Genomic DNA, 16424 nt, shown 5'->3' on the forward strand with positions numbered 1-16424 from the left:
GGAGAAAACAGGTTCGCGATTACCGAACCGGGGGCTCGTTGTAGCCGTCGGGCTGTCCGTCGTCGAGCGTCAGGCGCATTGCGCAGCGCCGCTCCGCCGGCAAGCCGCAGGCAACCTCCTTCGCAAGGGTCCGCGTAAGCCTTGCATCGGCATCGAGCGCATCGGCTTCAAGCGTCACGAACCCGAGCTTTCGGTAGAAGCGCTCGTTCCATGCGAGTTCGCGGAAGGTGGTCAGCGTTACCGCGCCAAGCGATCGTTCGTGCGCATGGGCGACGGCGGCTGCGATCAAGGCACACCCGAGCCCAAGCCCTTGTCGATCATGCAACACCGCGAGTTGCCAGATATGCAGGGCGTCGGCGATGATCTCAGAGCAGAGAAAGCCGAGCGGACGATCACCATCATCGACCGCGACCCAGGAGAGACCGGCGCGAACGAAATCGAGATGTGCGTCAACGGATTGCACATCGTCGTCGGCAATCCAGGCCAGTTCGGAAACACTGCGAAATGCCTCTCCCGACGATCGCTCGATATCGGGCAGTGCGGGTGCGTCGTCTTGGCGGGTCAGTCGAATCAGGGCGTTCATGGCGGCATCCTATCGACGGAATTCGCCCCGTCGACCCCGTCTCTGGCCAGGACCAACCGGCAAGACGGAACAGGGCCATCTTGAGGTGTTTGTTTATATAAAAACAATATCTTAAATAGACATCTTCGCCATACACACGATCCTCGCCCGCAACCGGTCCCGCAGGCGGCCGATCCCGGCATGTCCGTACCGCTCTTAGAAGCCGCGTTGAGCGCCGCTAGACGAGCGGCAGCGCCATCAGCATCTCATCGAAATACTGCCCATCGACGCATAGGGCACGCGCCTCCAACCCGTAACCGACAAAGCCGAGTTTGGAATAGAGCCGGATGGCTACGGCATTGGAGGAGACGACGGTCAACTGCAATTGCTCGACCTTCCCCCGGGCCTCGTCGATCACCGCCTCGACCAACCGTTTTGACACGCCGCTCCCGCGCGCCGCCTCGAGCACATACATACCCCAAAGGATACCCTTGTGCCTCGTCTTAATGGCGCTTGGGATCGTCAGGCCCGCGACACCCACAAGCGCACCGGCGGCATCGAAGGCACCGATGATCGCGGCGACCGTCAACCGATTGGCGAACCAGTCAAGCGGCTGCTTCGCCTCATCTTCGTGGGACGCACCGAACGACTCGGGATGGCGCTTAAGACCATCGAGGCGCAAGGCTCGGTAGGCGTCGACATCTCTGGCTTCGAGGCGGCGGAGTTGAAAGGAAGGCATTCAGCGGTTCCGAAATCCGGTTCTGGGCGCACGATACTCTCCGCGTCGACCCAGCCCTGTCAACGCCGATCCGCACTATCAGAGCCGCACGAAGAACATTAGATTCTCCTTCTAAACACCTGAATCAATTTTTAAATGCCCTGCTCATCACTCGACCGTCGAGACCCGTTGTGCGATCCGTTCCAGCGCCGCGCGCAACCCTGCCTCCGGGCTCGTCAAAGGGGGCGGTCCTCGATGCACAAAGTCCGCCGCTCCCGCCATGGAGGCTTGAGCAAGGGCTACGATCGAAGCGCCATCGGCATAGGCGACGTCGCAAGCACCAGCGATCGCAGCAAGATAGCCGTCGCGGTCACCCGCCTTGAACGAACTCCAGGCGCCGGCGACGAGGCGCACCTCGAGCGCCACCGCCCTGCGCTTCGCCGCCTCGGAAAACACTGCGGTGGTCGGAGCCACCGTCGTCTCGACGGCGCAGAGCACCACGACCTTGCCACCGACAGCCGTCGCCCCTTCGGCAAGCGCCGCATCGATCCGCAACACCGGCACCGGCGTCTGACCAACAATCGCCGTACTGGGCCCGAGTGTCGAGCAGGTGAGGAGCACGGCATCGGCCCGCGCTGCCAATGCGCCCAGCGCTGCGGCCGTCGAGCGGGCGATTTCGTCTGTGAGACCCCCAGCCCGTTCCGCGGCCTCGAGCAGGTCCGGCCGCACCGTGTGATGAAGCACGTCGCTTGCAAGCCCGAGTTTGCGCGCGGCGGCTTCAAAAACGGCGCAGTTGCTGTCGGCCGTATGCAGGCAGGCGATGATCAAGGTGTTTCCCTTCGTCGTGAGTTTCAGGCCACGCGCACGCGCCGCCAGCGTATCGGGATACCTTGCACGTTTCGCTGCCGGGCGAAACCGCGTCCGGCCGAGCCCACAACGCAAACTCTTCGTCGTCCCCAGCACGCAATCCACGAGTGAAGGCCTTGTTGGCCCGCAAATGGCCTCAAAATCGGCGCAGCAATCGTTGGTTAGAGACGATCATGGCGTTTTCGCACTTCTAGATACACCTAATTTACGATACCCTTAACTTCCTCTAGCCATACGCCGCAGGAGGGGCTCGCCCCCTTGGAACGGAAGCTCGCAGTCATCCTCGCTGCCGATGTCGCTGGCTATAGTCGCCTCGTCGCGACCGACGAGGAAGGTACGCTTGCGACGCTAGGCACCTATTGCGCCACGATCGGCGATCTCGTCGCCGAGCATGGCGGGCGAATTTTCAGCACTGCCGGCGACAGCGTCGTTGCCGAATTCCACAGCGCCGTCCAGGCCGTGCGCGCCGCCGTTGCCATCCAGCGCGCCCTGCAACGCCGCAATGCCGATCTGGCGCCGGAGAAACGCATGGAGTTCCGCATCGGTATCAATCTCGGTGATGTCGTGGTCGAGGGCGCCAATCTGCTCGGTGACGGCGTCAATGTCGCGGCACGGCTGCAGCAGGTGGCTCGCCCCGCGGGCGTGTGCATCTCGGGTACACTGCATGACCAGATCGAGGGAAAGCTCGACTTCCCGATGGTCAAGCTCGGCGAGCAGACGCTGAAGAACATGCCGCGGCCGGTGCTCGTGCACAGTGTCGACTGGCGCGAGGATCCGACAGGCCCCGATTTGCCCGGAATGCCACTCCGGCTGCCGGACAAGCCGTCGATCGCCGTGCTTCCCTTCGTCAACATGTCAGACGATCCCGGCCAGGACTACTTTGCCGATGGGCTGACCGAAGACATCATCACCGGGCTCTCGCTCTGCCGCTGGTTCTTCGTCATCGCCCGCAACTCCTCCTTTGCCTACAAGGGGCGCGCGGTCGACGTGAAGCAGATCGGCCGTGATCTCGGCGTGCGCTACATCGTCGAGGGCAGCGTGCGCCGGTCGGGGAGCCGAGTTCGCGTCACCGGGCAGTTGATCGAGGCCGAGACCGGCGTGCATCTCTGGGCGCAGCGCTTCGATCGAGAGGTGGCCGACATCTTCGCCATCCAGGACGAACTGACACAGCATGTCGTCGCCGCGATCGAACCGGAAATCCTGATCGGCGAAAATCGCCGTGCGCTCCTGCGCGGCACCGAAAATCTCGATGCCTATGAGTGCCACATGCGCGGCACGCTGCTGCACAACGCCCAGGACACGGCCGCGCATTTTGCCGAGGCGATCGACTGGCATCGCCGCGCGATCGCGCTCGACCCGGACTTCGGCCGCGCCCATATGATGCTGGCACGCTCGCTCTACGCCCGATGCTTCTTCGGCTTCAGCGACGATATCGATCGCGACCGGGCCGAACTGCTTGTCGCAGCCGAGCGGGCCATCGCGCTCGAAGACAGGGATTCCTATTCGCACTACGTCATGTGCCTTGCCAATTTCGCAGCCCGCCGCCCGCACGCGGCCGTTGCCGAGGCCCAGCAGGCTATCGATCTCAACCCCAATCTCGCGCTGGCCCATATGGCGCTCGGCTGGGCCCGCATTTTCGTCGGCCGTTTCGCCGACGCGCTCGATCCGCTGCACAAGGCACTGCGGCTGAGCCCGCACGATCCGCTGACCTACCTCTTCCTCAACCGGATCGCGCTTGCCCATTACCATCTCGGCAATTACGAGGAGGCGCAGCACCACGCCGAACGCGGGCTTCTGTTGCGGCGCACCTATTTCAACCTGGTCGTGCTGCTCGCCTGCCTCGGCCAGCTCGGACGCACCGAGGATGCCTGCAAGCTCGTCGACGAGGCGGTCGCCAACGCGCCCCTCGATCTTCCGGGCTACTGGCAGATCTTTACCGCCTATGTCGACCCCGCCGATTACGCACATTTCATCGACGGGCTGCGCAAGGCGGGCCTGCCAGCCGTTCCGTGAGGCGCCATGACCCGTGCGCAACAGCTCGGCGTCGTGATCGGTCTGGCGGTCGTTGCAGTGCTGACATTGCTGCGCGCCAGCGACCCGCAGCTTCTGAAGCAAGGGCGCGACGTCACCTTCGATGAGTATCAACGGCTGTCCCCGCGCGCCTACGAGACCATGCCGGTCAAGGTCGTCGATATCGACGAAGCGTCGCTGCGCGCCTTTGGGCAATGGCCCTGGCCGCGAGACAGGCTGGCGAAGCTGACCGACAGGCTGGTGGAGATGGGAGCGTCGGCGATTGCCTTCGACATCCTGTTTGCCGAACCGGACCGGCTGTCGCCGCGCAACGTGCTGCGCGACGTGCCCGAAATCGATCCATCGCTGCTTAAGCGCCTGCCCGACAATGACGAGGTCTTTGCCAGGTCGATCGCGGAAAGGCCTGTCGTCCTCGGCTTCGGGCTGACCAATGAAGGAAGCTACCTGCCGCCGGTCAAGGCCGGTTTCGCCTTTACCGGCGAAAGCCCCGTTGGTGCGCCGCCGCGCATCCGCGCCGCCACCCCGCTGCGGCCGCAACTGGAGAGCAACGCCGCCGGGCTCGGCCATATCAGCCTCAACCCCGGTGGCTCCTCGGCCGTCGTGCGTGCAGTGCCGTTGTTCCTGAGCGACGGCCAGCAACTCTACCCCAGTCTGGCACTGGAGGCGCTGCGCGTGGCACAAGGCGGCTCGACCTATGTGCTGGCCGGGGCGCCCGATGTGCCGGATACGCTGACGGCCGCCAAGATCGGGGATTTCGTCGTGCCGGTGACCGCTTCCGGCGAACTCTGGCTCTACGTCAGTCCTGATACGACCGAGCGCTATGTCTCCGCGCGGCGCGTTCTCGAGGATGCCGATGTATCCCCCGATATCGCTGCGGCGATCGAAGGCAGCATCGTCTTCATCGGCACCTCCGCCGCCGGGCTGCAGGACGTGCGCACGACGGCACTCGGCCAGAACGTTCCCGGCGTCTCGCTGCACGCCCAGATCGTCGAGCAGATCCTCTCCGGCCGCTATCTCTCGCGTCCGGACTGGGCCAACGGGCTGGAAATCCTGTCGATCGCGATTGCCGGCTGCCTTCTCGTGCTGCTGACGACCTTCGTCAGTCCCATCGTTGCGCTTGCCTGCGGCCTGGCAATCACGGCGCTGGCGCTCGTCACGTCCTGGGTTGCATTCTCCTATGCCGGCCTGCTGTTCGATCCGCTGGCGCCGATCCTGGCTGCATCCATCACCCATTTCTCGGCGACGGCATTCCGTTTCCTGGTCACTGATCGCGAGCGCCGCGAGGTCCGCCAAGCCTTCGGCCGCTATCTCTCTCCCTCGCTGCTCTATCGGATAGAACACAACCGCAACGCCCTCAGGCTCGGCGGTGACGATCGCGAGCTTACCGTCATGTTCGTCGATGTGCGCAGCTTCACCGAGATGAGCGAGCGCATGGCACCAACCGATGTCGTTGCCTTTCTCAACACGTTGCTCGACGCGCTCAGCCGACATGTGATTGCCAACGAGGGTACGCTCGACAAGTTCATCGGCGATTCGATCATGGCCTTCTGGAACGCGCCGGTCGATGTAACCAACCATCCACGCAAGGCGCTGCGCGCTGCACTCGGCATGCGCCAGACCTTGGCGCGGCTCAATGCGGACGACGCCTTCGGCTTCGGTGCGGCGCAGGAGGTCGGCATCGGCATCGGCATCCACACCGGGATTGCCTGCGTCGGCAACATGGGCGCCGAGACGCGTTTCAACTATTCGGCCGTCGGCGACACCGTCAACATCGCCGCCCGTATCGAGGCGGCGTGCAAGGATGTGAGCTTCGACATCCTGGTGTCGGAGGCGACAGCGCAGGCCCTGCCCGGCTGCGCATTGCTGGAAGCCGGCGCCCTGGGGCTGAAAGGAAAGACGACGCGGACCCGGCTGTTTGCCGTCGCCGGCGACGAAGACGTCGCCGCATCGCCCGATTTCGATGAACTGCAACGCCTGCATTCAAGACTGGTCGAAAACCTGCGTGTGCGCGCCTCGGCCAGCCGCAGCCTTGCCAACGCCGCCAAGCTCAAGGCAGCAGCCATCACGCCCGGCCTGGTGGCGTTCTACGGCAGGATCACCCGTCGCTCCGACCATTTCACAGAAACCCCAGCCGATCAGGCCAGCCGCATCGCCGAATAGCGATCAATCGTCGTCGTCGTTGTCGCTTCGATCGCGGTCGCGGTCGCGGCCACCATGGCGATCATTGTTGCCATTGCCATGATCGCGGTCGGCACGCTCGCCGCTGTCGCCATCGTCGCTGCCGCCAGCGTGGCCGTCGTTGTCGGAGCCAGACGAGCCATGGTCGTCTTGGTTGCCTCCGCCGCCACCCTGCCCGTGATCCCCGTGATCGTCGTCATGATCCTTGTCGTGATGGCCGTGATCCTTGTCCCGGTCCGGCTTGTCGCGATCCGGTTTCTCATGATGGGGCTTTTCGTGATGCGGCTTTTCAGGTCTGGGTTTCTCCGGCTTGGGCTCTTCGCGCTCGATCGGCGCCTGCTGTTGCTCGATCTGCGCCGGCGGACGGGCGACATCATCGCGACGCGCGGCCTGCAATCCGCAGCCGGCACCGACGGCGCCGATCGTGCCGGAAAGCCTCTGGCCGCCGGAAAGGAAAGGCAGGGCCTGCGCATTGCCGAGGCTGCGCAATGTGCGCTGGCTGACGCGCGCCGCCTGGCTGACCCCACCACCGGGTGTGGCAACCACACAATCGCAGCGCCGCGTCAGTTGCCGGCACCCACCGGCGCCGCAAAAGCTGGCCGCACCATTCAGCAGCACGACCGCAGTCGTGCCGTCGCGCCCCACATAGAAATCGAACGCCGTGCCACGCACGCCGATGGTGCCGGCCGGCGTGACGATCTCATAGGCGGAATGTTTGGATTTGCCGCTGACCCAGCGAAAGGTGCCTTTGGCGGCCGTGATCGTCAGCTTCTTCACCGACCTGGTGCCGTCGTAGACGAATTGGTCGATGACCACGGAAGACCCCCAGCCGACGGCGAGCTTGGTCCCGTCCTGGAAAACGAACTGGCCAAGACCGGACTTTGACGTCCGGATCCGTTCGTCCCGGTAGACCGGGTCCCTGACCGCCAGCGGACCGCTCGCGCCGGACACTTCGGTCCTGATCGATACCGCTTGACCGACGGGTTCGGCCGCAAAGCTCGTGGCAGGGCAAAGAAGCATTGCACGAAAAGCGATAAGGGCGGCACCACTCAAACGCGACATGGCCCCCTCCAAACCACAATTGATATCATGCGTCAGGCTTGGGTGTCTTCTCGCCCATTCGGGGTAAGCTTCCAGCAACCAGAACTCGTATGGGCTATCCAGCGCCACCCTGGGCATCGGCCATGGCAATGCAGCCGCTCAAACGTGCCACTCGCAGCGGGCCGTTGGCTCAGAAATCGAGCCAATGCGTGATCCCCGATTGCGCGGCCGGGAGAAGGCCCATCCTTTCCCAAAACGCCCCGGCTTCGGCCGTGCCGGCATTCACGGTGACACGTGGGGCATGGTTGCGGGCATGCCCGAGCAGCCTGATCGCCAGCTCACGCCCCAGACCGAGGCCGCGGAACTGCGGGCGGACATAGAAGCGGCGGAGCCGCAGAGCGTCTGGCGCGCAGGGATCGGCGGTCAGACCGCCCAGTCCCGCGCAGGTCCCGGCCACGGCTGCGATCAGCAGGACCTCGCCGCGCCCATCGAAGCGCATGGCGCCTGAACCCCAATCCTCATGCAGCCGCTCGACAAATCGGTATTGCTCGGAGACGGCGTCACGCCGCAGATCGTCGAAATCCTGAGGCAGGGACGATGTCGGCAAACAACGATCGATGACAAACATGCTTACCTCCTGCCATCCGCCGACAGACGAGTTCGACGGCAATGACCTCCTATTTGCAAAGCGAACGCATTGGTAGCCGCGATCATCTGTCCTGTGATCCACTGGCTCCCGAAACGCTGAAAACGAGCCTCGGAAAATCCGGAAATTTCGTTTCCCTTTTGTACTCATTCCCCCTTTATTTTCGGCATGACTCTGTCCATATTCCCGCCATGGCCCAGGATCCGAAGAAGTCTGCAAAAAATCCCCCGAAAAAATCGACAGTGCCCGGCGGCTTCGAGGAAGCCCCGCAGGCACCGCTGTCGGGAACCCCGCTCTCCGGCAATGTTTCCGATTGGGTGAAACAACTCGAGGCGGATGCCGAGGCCTCGGCCTTCGAGAGCCAGCGCGAGGTCGCCTCCAAGGCCGGCAAGCACCGCAAGAAGGTGGAAATCGCCGCTTCCAAATCCTCTAGAGGGACGTCGATGGGCGGGACAACCGACCCGAAGACGCGCGCCGCGGCGGGCCTCAATCCGGTCGCCGGCCTCGACGTGTCGCTTGAGGATGCCGACAAGCTGTCCAACTCGGGCGTCACCGCCACGGTGGAGGCGCTGTCGGCGCTGATCGAGAGCGGCAATCCGCTGTTCAAGGACGGCAAGCTGTGGACGCCGCACCGCCCTGCCCGGCCGCCGAAATCCGAAGGCGGCATCGAGATCCGCATGGTCTCCGATTACGAGCCGGCCGGCGACCAGCCGACGGCGATCGCCGATCTCGTCGAAGGCCTTGCCTCCGGCGAGCGCAGCCAGGTGCTGCTCGGCGTCACCGGTTCGGGCAAGACCTTCACCATGGCCAAGGTGATCGAGGCGACGCAGCGCCCCGCCGTCATTCTCGCGCCCAACAAGACACTGGCGGCCCAGCTCTATTCCGAATTCAAAAACTTCTTCCCGGATAATGCGGTCGAGTATTTCGTTTCCTACTACGATTACTACCAGCCGGAAGCATACGTGCCGCGCTCGGATACCTTCATCGAGAAGGAATCCTCGATCAACGAGCAGATCGACCGCATGCGCCACTCCGCCACCCGCTCACTGCTGGAGCGCGACGACTGCATCATCGTCGCCTCGGTCTCCTGCATCTACGGTATCGGCTCGGTCGAAACCTATACCGCCATGACCTTCCAGATGAGCGTCGGCGACCGGCTCGACCAGCGCCAGCTGCTGGCCGACCTCGTGGCGCAGCAATACAAGCGCCGCGACATGGATTTCCAGCGCGGCTCTTTTCGCGTGCGCGGCGATACCATTGAAATCTTCCCGGCCCACTTGGAAGACGCGGCGTGGCGCATCTCCATGTTCGGCGACGAGATCGACGCCATCACCGAGTTCGACCCGCTGACCGGCCAGAAGACCGGCGACCTGAAATCGGTCAAAATCTACGCCAACTCGCACTATGTCACCCCGCGCCCGACGCTGAACGGAGCGATCAAGGCGATCAAGGAAGAGCTGAAGCACCGACTGGCCGAACTGGAAAAGGGCGGCCGCCTGCTGGAAGCCCAGCGGCTGGAGCAGCGCACCCGCTACGACATCGAGATGCTGGAGGCCACCGGCGCCTGTGCCGGCATCGAAAACTATTCGCGCTATCTCACCGGCCGCAATCCCGGCGAACCGCCGCCGACTCTGTTCGAATACATCCCCGACAACGCGCTGCTGTTCATCGACGAAAGCCACGTCTCCGTCAGCCAGATCGGCGGCATGTATCGCGGCGACTTCCGCCGCAAGGCGACGCTGGCCGAATACGGCTTCCGCCTGCCCTCGTGCATGGACAACCGTCCCTTGCGCTTCGAGGAATGGGACGCCATGCGCCCCGATACCATCGCGGTTTCGGCCACCCCCGCCGCCTGGGAACTGGAACAGTCCGGCGGCGTCTTTGCCGAACAGGTCATCCGCCCGACTGGCCTGATCGACCCGCCGGTGGAAGTGCGCTCGGCCAAAACCCAGGTCGATGACGTGCTTGGCGAAATCCGCGAAACGGCCGCTGCCGGCTATCGCACGCTCGTCACCGTGCTGACCAAGCGCATGGCCGAGGATCTCACCGAATATCTGCACGAACAGGGCATTCGCGTCCGCTACATGCACTCCGACATCGACACGCTGGAGCGCATCGAGATCATCCGCGACCTGCGCCTCGGCGCGTTCGACGTGCTCGTCGGCATCAACCTTTTGCGCGAAGGCCTCGACATTCCCGAATGCGGCTTCGTCGCCATCCTGGATGCCGACAAGGAAGGCTTTCTGCGCTCGGAAACCTCGTTGGTGCAGACCATCGGCCGCGCCGCGCGTAACGTCGACGGCAAGGTCATCCTCTATGCCGACCAGATCACCGGCTCAATGCAGCGCGCCATGGACGAAACCAGCCGCCGCCGCGAAAAACAGATGGCTTACAACCAGGCCAACGGCATCACGCCGGAATCGGTGAAGGCGAAGATTTCCGACATCCTCGACTCGGTCTACGAGAAGGACCACGTGCGCGCCGACATCTCCGGCGTCGCCGGCAAGGGTTTTGCGGACGGCGGCCATCTCGTCGGCAACAATTTGCAGGCGCACCTCAACGCGCTGGAAAAGCAGATGCGCGACGCCGCCGCCGACCTCGACTTCGAGAAGGCCGCCCGCCTGCGCGACGAGATCAAACGCCTCAAGGCCGCCGAACTCGCCGCCATGGACGACCCGATGGCACGGGAAGAGGCCAAAGCGATCGAGGGCCGCTCGAAGAGCAGCAAGTCTAGCGCGCGGTCACCGGCAGCCGACGTTGGCATCGGCGACGCCAGAGGCGACCGAAGCGGCGGCGTTGCTCGCCCTGCGCGCGACATCACCGCGATCAGCCGAACAACCGGCCCAACGGACGACGAAAAATCGCTGTTCCAGAAACCATCGCTCGACGACATGGGCCCGGGCACCGACACTGAACGCCCGCTGTTCCGCAAGCCCGACCTCGATGAAATGGGCCGCGACGTCGCGACGCCGGCCGGCCGGAAGGATGCCGAGGGCCAAAGCCTCTTTCGCAAGAACAGCCTCGACGAAATGACCGTCGGCCGCACCGAAAAGCCTGTGATCGGCAAGGTGCCGGACAAGCCGATCATCCGTGCCAAGCCGGGTGTCGGCTCCTATGAGGATCCCGTGGATGAGAAGCGGCAGAAGGGTCGGACGAAGGGGAAGACCGGGCGGCCGGGCAAATAAACCAGCGCTGCAATGTCAGCTGTGGGCAACCGCCGAGGCCCAAGCCTCTACACCTTCATCTCCGCCAGCGCCCGATGCAACGGCGCATCCGAAATCTGGATCGCACCGGTAAACGGGATGTCCATGTCGAGCACGATGAAGACCGAGCCGGCGATGAACAGGGCTGAGACCAGGAACATGGCGACAACCGCGGCATTTTGCGGGGCGCGGTAGCCGAAGCTCGCGAAGACCAGCGTCATCCATGCGATCAGCATGCCGATGACAGGCATCGGGATCGCGCCTTCCGATTGCTCGACGATCGTCCAGCGTTGATCGACGATGCGGTTATACTGCTCGCGTGCTTCTGCCAGCATGGATTCATGGAGGCTGTCGGCCGGCTGGATGGACGCAAGGCTGTTGCCGACAGTGTCCAGCCGCTGCTGTCCGGCGTTGCGCGCTTTATGCAGCGCATCGTTGACGCGCTCGGGGTTGGCGATCGCCGCCTCCACATAGGCGATCAGATATTGCCGGGCATCGTTGCCGGCGAGGCCATAGCTCCGGAGCGTGCGGTCGAGCAGGATCAGGTTGGTGGCAAAGGAATGCACATTGTCGTCGATGCCCTCGAAGGTGTTCTTGGCCGAATTGATCATCAGGCCGAAAACCAGCGACGCCATGACGACAAAAATGTTGGCGACGAGCCGCACCACAGTATTGGTATCGTCGTCACGATGCCGCGCGTGCAGCTTGGGGTAGACATGCATCATGCCGAGCGCCGCGACACTCAGGCAGAGGAAGGCGGCAACGGCAATCAAGATCGCACTCATTCCAGCCCCGCTCCTGCTGCGCCGCCGCCCTCTGGGTCGGGGCAAATCAACGTCCCCTGCTGCGTGTTTCTATCCCTAAATGCTATTCGATTTACGGGTAGAAACATGCAGCAGTTCAAAGTGCTACAGCGCCGCGCGTCCAACAAGACGCGCGGCGCTGTAGGATAGGACCTTTGGCGATGCGCGCAACGCCCTCGCGCGCCGAACCTTCGCAATGTCGGATCCAGCGGCCGCTCGAAATTAAGGGCAAGACATTGCTGCCGGGGCCGGATCATCGCCTGGCGATTGCCGGCCTCACCTTAGTTGCCGCCGCTGGCCGTCGCCTGCCCCAGCACCCCCACCAGCGCCTTGCCATCGGTGAAATAGGGATCGCCGCCGCCGTTACGGCCGGTCTTGGTCGCACCGATGCCGGGGATCTCGTAGGTCGATGCGATCTGCCCGGTTTTCTGCAGGTCTGACATCACCAGGTTTCGCTCCGCGTCCAGATCCGGGCCGATGTGGTGGGTGATCTGGCCCGTGTCGTGGCTTAAGCCGACGCCGCGGTCGAAGCTGGCCGAACCGAGCCAGAGCGACCCGCCGCCCTCCGCGGGCTGGTTGCTCAACCAGAAGCGCACATGGTTGCGCTCGTCGGCGCTTTTGCCGACCGGCTTTTCGAACGCCAGATCCTGTTTCCGCCCCTCGAAGAACAACGGGCTGACCGGCGCATCGAGGTCGGGCCGATCCAGCACCACGCTCAAGCCGATATCGACAGATGAGCGGAGCGTGACCTTGTCGGCCGGATCCCAGCCCGCGGCCGCAAAGGCGCGGATAACCTGCTCCTTCGAACCGACGAGGCCGACATTGATGGGGTCGCCGGGGATATCCTGTTCCGTGGTGGTCACCATGGGGCTGAGACTGTCAATCCGGCTGCGGTCGCGGAAAAGCCAGATGTCCGGCAGCAGGAAGTAGCTGATCAGCAGATAGGCTACGAGCCCGGCGGAAAGGGCGCTCAACACTGCACGAAGTTTGCTGTGGCGGGTCATATGCGTTCACCTCGATCCCGGTGCGGCGATATCAGCTAAACCCGATACGGCCCGGAAAGCAACGGGGCGGCAAACGTGCAATCCCGCCCGCACCAAGCGGGATCGACGGGCTTTCAATCGCGGGGTCAATCGGCTGCAGCGCCGCGCATCAAGTGCGACATGCAGACGCCACCGTAACACTTTCTATTTCCTGAAGAATTCTCTCATCAAATCGATCCGGGCCCAAGGAATTATGCAGGATCGGCAGACCGGCGACGGGCGTCAGGTCCCGAACGGCCGACAGCTCGACCAGGAACGCGCAGCGCCTCTGCCGCAAGTTGCTACCGCGCCGCTTGTCGACAGGATGCGCGCTGCCTCTACTCCGCCGCGTGCGCCTTGGCCTCCAGCGCCTCCAGCTCGTAGGAGTAGCCTTCCAGCATTTCATAGGCCTGCTCGATGGTCTTGATCTGCTCCTCGGTGGTCTTGATCGCCTCGGCGATCGAGCGGGAGCGCGCGCGCAGCATCGAGCCGAGCACGTCTGTCTCCGGCCGTCGGCCGAGACGGTCGAGGTGTTTTCGCACCCGGGCGCGGTGACGCTCCAGTTCGAGGATATGGAAGCGGCTCTTGACGATATCGTCGGAGAGTTTGCGGCGCATGGCGGCAACGGGATCGAAGCTGCCGGGCTCGCGCTCGTCGAGGATGAAGTCGTTGACCAGCGTCTCAAGCATCATCAGGCCCTTGAGGTCGCGCGGCTCGGCGAGCTGCGGATCGTAGCCTGTGTCGTCAAAGACCTTCCGGCGCACCGGGTCCTTCAGGAGTTCATAGACCGCCTGCAGCCGGGCAAATTGCTCCGCATCGCCGCCAGAGTCGGGATGGGCCGCCTTGGCCGCCTTGCGATAGGCCGTGCGGATGGTCTGGTCGTTCGCGTCGCGGTCTACGCCAAGCATCTCGTAGGGATCGATCACGCTGCCCCCTGTTCGTCTTGCATTCCGATTTCTCCGCCTGACCTAACGCACGTACCGGAAGACCGGAACCAATCACCGGTAAAGCCTGCGCGTTATCCCAAACATGTTCAAGTGCTGATGCGATGTGAAAGGGATCAGCGTCGCACACCGCCGCCGCTCGTCGGGGCGATACCCGTCCGTCGCGGCGGCGCGCACGTTCGATCGTGGTCGGGACGAAATTGTGGTGAGAAACGGGCCTTCCCCGATTTTTACGCGCCACGCGCGCGCCGAGCGGGAGCCGAAGGGACGCACAGCCGCTCGTGGGATCGCAACCGGTGGCAGCCACCCGGGCGGCAATGATGGACTCTTCAGTCACATTCGGCATCGTCACTCGATATCCCCGGACGTTGGACCATGTTGCCGACGCTTGAGAAGAAAGGATATTGCGTGGCGGATACCGCAGCTCGCCACGCCTGCTCAGGCCAGTGCTCGCGCCGCGTGCGGCCGCCCGTCCAAAACCCCTGAGAATGCTGTGGTTGGCGGCTCATTTTCCCGAAATATGCCGCGCGAATGGCTCTTGCCTTTTTTTGCAAATACTGTCACTGCTGCTACCGTTCGGGCGTTTTCAATCCCGGAGACTGGACTTTCTCTTTTGTGCCCGGCTTGCCGGGCCGGCCGGAAGCGGCAAATGGACGTTCTTTCCCCGTTATCGTGACTACTCGACGCCTATCCGCTTGCATGCGGAAGACGACACACCCACATCCTCACGGGGGCGCGGGTATAGCTTTAAGACTGAAGGAAAAGGACTTCTTCCATGGCCACTAAGGGCACCGTAAAATTCTTCAACCAGGACAAGGGTTTTGGTTTCATCACGCCGGACGGCGGCGCTAAGGACGTATTCGTCCACATCTCCGCTGTACAGGCCGCTGGCCTTGCTACGCTGAAGGACGGCCAGGTTGTCACGTTCGACACCGAAGCTGACCGCATGGGCAAGGGCCCGAAGGCCGTCAACATCCAGGCTTCGTAAGCCGGATCGTCCGACTGGACTTTTGGAAGCGGCGCTCCCTCGGGGGCGCCGTTTTCGTTTTGGGCTGATCGTTTTCTGCTGCCGCTGCGCAGATATCACCGGCGACGCAAGCCTCGACGGCTCAACCGCTGCGACGCTCACGCCTGCAGTCGATCAAGCGGCGTGCAGCCTCGATCAAAAGGCCTACTCCGCCGCCTGCTTGGTTGCGGCCGCTTCGAACACCGCGTCGAAGGCCGCATGAATGACCTCAGGTCCAGCGCCTTGCCGCGTGGCGTCGGACGACAGGATCTGGCGATAGCGCCGCGCGCCCGGCCAGCCCTGGAACAGCCCGACCATATGCCGGGTGACATGCGCAAGCCGCCCGCCATTGGCAATGTGGCCGCTCGCATAGTCGGCCATGACATCGCGTATCTCTGCCCAGAACGACAGGTCCAGCCGATGGCCGCGCTCGGAGAAGTCCACGCCCTTGTGGTCGAGCGCCGCCGCGCCGGTGAGCGGATGCGGGAAGAAACCATCGACCGCCGTCAGCATGGCGCTGTCGTGATAGGCGGCGCGGCCAAGCATCACGCCATCAAGCCCTTTCATTTCCTCAAGCGACTGACTCAAAGTCTGAAGTCCGCCGTTGAGACCAATGAAAAGATTAGGATTTTCGAGTTTCAATTGATGAACGAGAGCGTAGTCGAGCGGTGGGATGTCGCGGTTCTCCTTGGGCGACAGTCCCTGCAGCCACGCCTTGCGCGCATGCACCCAGACAGCGTCGGTTCCCGCGTCCGCGACACGCGACACCAGATCGCGAAGGGCCACTTCCGGATCCTGCTCGTCGACGCCGATGCGGCACTTCACCGTCACCGGGACGCGAACCACCGCCTTCATCGCTGCCACGCATTCCGCCACCATGCCGGGCTCCTGCATCAGACAGGCGCCAAAGGTCCCGGATTGCACCCGGTCGGATGGGCAGCCGACATTCATGTTGATCTCGTCATAACCGAACTCTTCGGCAATGCGCGCAGCCTCGGCCATCTTGCGCGGATCGTTACCGCCAAGCTGCAGCACCAGCGGATGCTCCGAGGCATCGTAGCCGAGCAGCTTATCGCGATCCCCCCGCAGGATCGCATCCGCGACGATCATCTCGGTATAGAGCAGCGCATGCCGCGAAAGCCGGCGCGCGAAAAAGCGATAGTGCCGGTCGGTCCAATCCACCATGGGGGCCACGGCGAAAACCGGAGTGTTGAAATAGCGGCTGTTGCGCGACGTTTCGGCCATATCAGGCAAGTCTCTCATAAACGATCGGTGCGCGGCGGGCGCGCGACTTCGACCTTCGTGCGGCAGTCCCTGTCAAATAGGTGCAAGGCGGCCGGTTTTGTAGCAATCCAGGAGGACGACATTGAAACGAATGCGCCCAACTGGCGTCGGATCCGGCA

13 protein-coding genes are annotated in these 16424 nt (G+C 63.5%); 4 read left to right on the plus strand and 9 right to left on the minus strand.

Translation table 11 applies throughout. The features are described from left to right. Positions 1–19: 19 nt before the first annotated feature. The 3 genes from AC07UR_RS10050 to AC07UR_RS10060 all read right to left on the minus strand — a co-directional run bounded on the left by AC07UR_RS10050 (position 20) and on the right by AC07UR_RS10060 (position 2108). Positions 20–583: a GNAT family N-acetyltransferase gene (locus tag AC07UR_RS10050; protein ID WP_209791334.1), complete on the minus strand. Its 564-nt coding sequence runs from the start codon at positions 581–583 to the stop codon at positions 20–22. A 217-nt stretch (positions 584–800) separates the two neighbouring features. Further along, positions 801–1301 carry a GNAT family N-acetyltransferase gene (locus tag AC07UR_RS10055; RefSeq protein ID WP_209791335.1) on the minus strand — a complete coding sequence of 167 codons (501 nt, stop codon included), beginning with the start codon at positions 1299–1301 and terminating at the stop codon, positions 801–803. Between the two features lie 147 nt (positions 1302–1448). Continuing rightward, a complete protein-coding gene (locus tag AC07UR_RS10060) occupies positions 1449–2108 on the minus strand; it encodes an aspartate/glutamate racemase family protein (RefSeq protein ID WP_209791336.1) in 660 nt (219 codons plus the stop codon). A gap of 297 nt (positions 2109–2405) precedes the next feature. Here AC07UR_RS10060 and AC07UR_RS10065 point away from each other — a divergent pair, with 297 nt between their 5' ends. After that, positions 2406–4160 (plus strand): adenylate/guanylate cyclase domain-containing protein, encoded by a 1755-nt coding sequence (locus AC07UR_RS10065; protein ID WP_209791337.1) that lies wholly within the window; start codon positions 2406–2408, stop codon positions 4158–4160. Between the two features lie 6 nt (positions 4161–4166). After that, entirely contained in the window at positions 4167–6338 is a 2172-nt protein-coding gene (locus tag AC07UR_RS10070; RefSeq protein ID WP_173420199.1) for a CHASE2 domain-containing protein, read from the plus strand. 3 nt (positions 6339–6341) lie between these two features. Here AC07UR_RS10070 and AC07UR_RS10075 read toward each other — a convergent pair whose 3' ends face one another. Then, a complete protein-coding gene (locus AC07UR_RS10075) occupies positions 6342–7418 on the minus strand; it encodes a FecR family protein (protein ID WP_209791338.1) in 1077 nt (358 codons plus the stop codon). Between the two features lie 169 nt (positions 7419–7587). Continuing rightward, positions 7588–8025 carry a GNAT family N-acetyltransferase gene (locus tag AC07UR_RS10080; protein ID WP_209791339.1) on the minus strand — a complete coding sequence of 146 codons (438 nt, stop codon included), beginning with the start codon at positions 8023–8025 and terminating at the stop codon, positions 7588–7590. Positions 8026–8234: 209 nt separating this feature from the next. On the opposite strand from AC07UR_RS10080, the gene uvrB reads away from it, so the two are divergent. Then, positions 8235–11228, plus strand: a complete 2994-nt coding sequence (gene uvrB / locus AC07UR_RS10085) for an excinuclease ABC subunit UvrB (RefSeq protein WP_209791340.1) — start codon at positions 8235–8237, stop codon at positions 11226–11228. A gap of 47 nt (positions 11229–11275) precedes the next feature. Here uvrB and AC07UR_RS10090 read toward each other — a convergent pair whose 3' ends face one another. The 3 genes from AC07UR_RS10090 to AC07UR_RS10100 form a co-directional block, all read right to left on the minus strand. Further along, positions 11276–12031, minus strand: a complete 756-nt coding sequence (locus tag AC07UR_RS10090) for a bestrophin-like domain (protein WP_173420206.1) — start codon at positions 12029–12031, stop codon at positions 11276–11278. Positions 12032–12330: 299 nt separating this feature from the next. After that, positions 12331–13053, minus strand: coding sequence for an LssY C-terminal domain-containing protein (locus AC07UR_RS10095; protein WP_209791341.1), 723 nt, complete (start codon positions 13051–13053; stop codon positions 12331–12333). Positions 13054–13409: 356 nt separating this feature from the next. Continuing rightward, positions 13410–13979 (minus strand): J domain-containing protein, encoded by a 570-nt coding sequence (locus AC07UR_RS10100; RefSeq protein ID WP_173421027.1) that lies wholly within the window; start codon positions 13977–13979, stop codon positions 13410–13412. Between the two features lie 811 nt (positions 13980–14790). Here AC07UR_RS10100 and AC07UR_RS10105 point away from each other — a divergent pair. Next, complete coding sequence (locus AC07UR_RS10105; RefSeq protein WP_025427309.1) at positions 14791–15003, plus strand: cold-shock protein; 213 nt, start codon at positions 14791–14793, stop codon at positions 15001–15003. A 183-nt stretch (positions 15004–15186) separates the two neighbouring features. On the opposite strand, the gene dusA is transcribed toward AC07UR_RS10105, so the two are convergent. Next, the gene (gene dusA / locus AC07UR_RS10110; RefSeq protein ID WP_412728395.1) at positions 15187–16284 is read right to left on the minus strand and encodes a tRNA dihydrouridine(20/20a) synthase DusA; all 1098 of its coding nucleotides are present in this window, start codon (positions 16282–16284) and stop codon (positions 15187–15189) included. Positions 16285–16424 lie beyond the last annotated feature (140 nt).

Source organism: Ensifer sp. GW821-FHT05G01 (genome assembly GCF_059419585.1).

Excerpts from the sequence above, each read along its gene's own strand:
- AC07UR_RS10050 (WP_209791334.1), bottom strand. The coding sequence starts at position 583 with ATGAACGCCCTGATTCGACTGACCCGCCAAGACGACGCACCCGCACTG.
- AC07UR_RS10095 (WP_209791341.1), bottom strand. The coding sequence starts at position 13,053 with ATGACCCGCCACAGCAAACTTCGTGCAGTGTTGAGCGCCCTTTCCGCC.
- dusA (WP_412728395.1), bottom strand. The coding sequence starts at position 16,284 with ATGAGAGACTTGCCTGATATGGCCGAAACGTCGCGCAACAGCCGCTAT.
- AC07UR_RS10070 (WP_173420199.1), top strand. The coding sequence starts at position 4,167 with ATGACCCGTGCGCAACAGCTCGGCGTCGTGATCGGTCTGGCGGTCGTT.
- AC07UR_RS10100 (WP_173421027.1), bottom strand. The coding sequence starts at position 13,979 with ATGCTTGGCGTAGACCGCGACGCGAACGACCAGACCATCCGCACGGCC.
- AC07UR_RS10055 (WP_209791335.1), bottom strand. The coding sequence starts at position 1,301 with ATGCCTTCCTTTCAACTCCGCCGCCTCGAAGCCAGAGATGTCGACGCC.
- AC07UR_RS10090 (WP_173420206.1), bottom strand. The coding sequence starts at position 12,031 with ATGAGTGCGATCTTGATTGCCGTTGCCGCCTTCCTCTGCCTGAGTGTC.
- uvrB (WP_209791340.1), top strand. The coding sequence starts at position 8,235 with ATGGCCCAGGATCCGAAGAAGTCTGCAAAAAATCCCCCGAAAAAATCG.
- AC07UR_RS10075 (WP_209791338.1), bottom strand. The coding sequence starts at position 7,418 with ATGTCGCGTTTGAGTGGTGCCGCCCTTATCGCTTTTCGTGCAATGCTT.
- AC07UR_RS10080 (WP_209791339.1), bottom strand. The coding sequence starts at position 8,025 with ATGTTTGTCATCGATCGTTGTTTGCCGACATCGTCCCTGCCTCAGGAT.
- AC07UR_RS10105 (WP_025427309.1), top strand. The coding sequence starts at position 14,791 with ATGGCCACTAAGGGCACCGTAAAATTCTTCAACCAGGACAAGGGTTTT.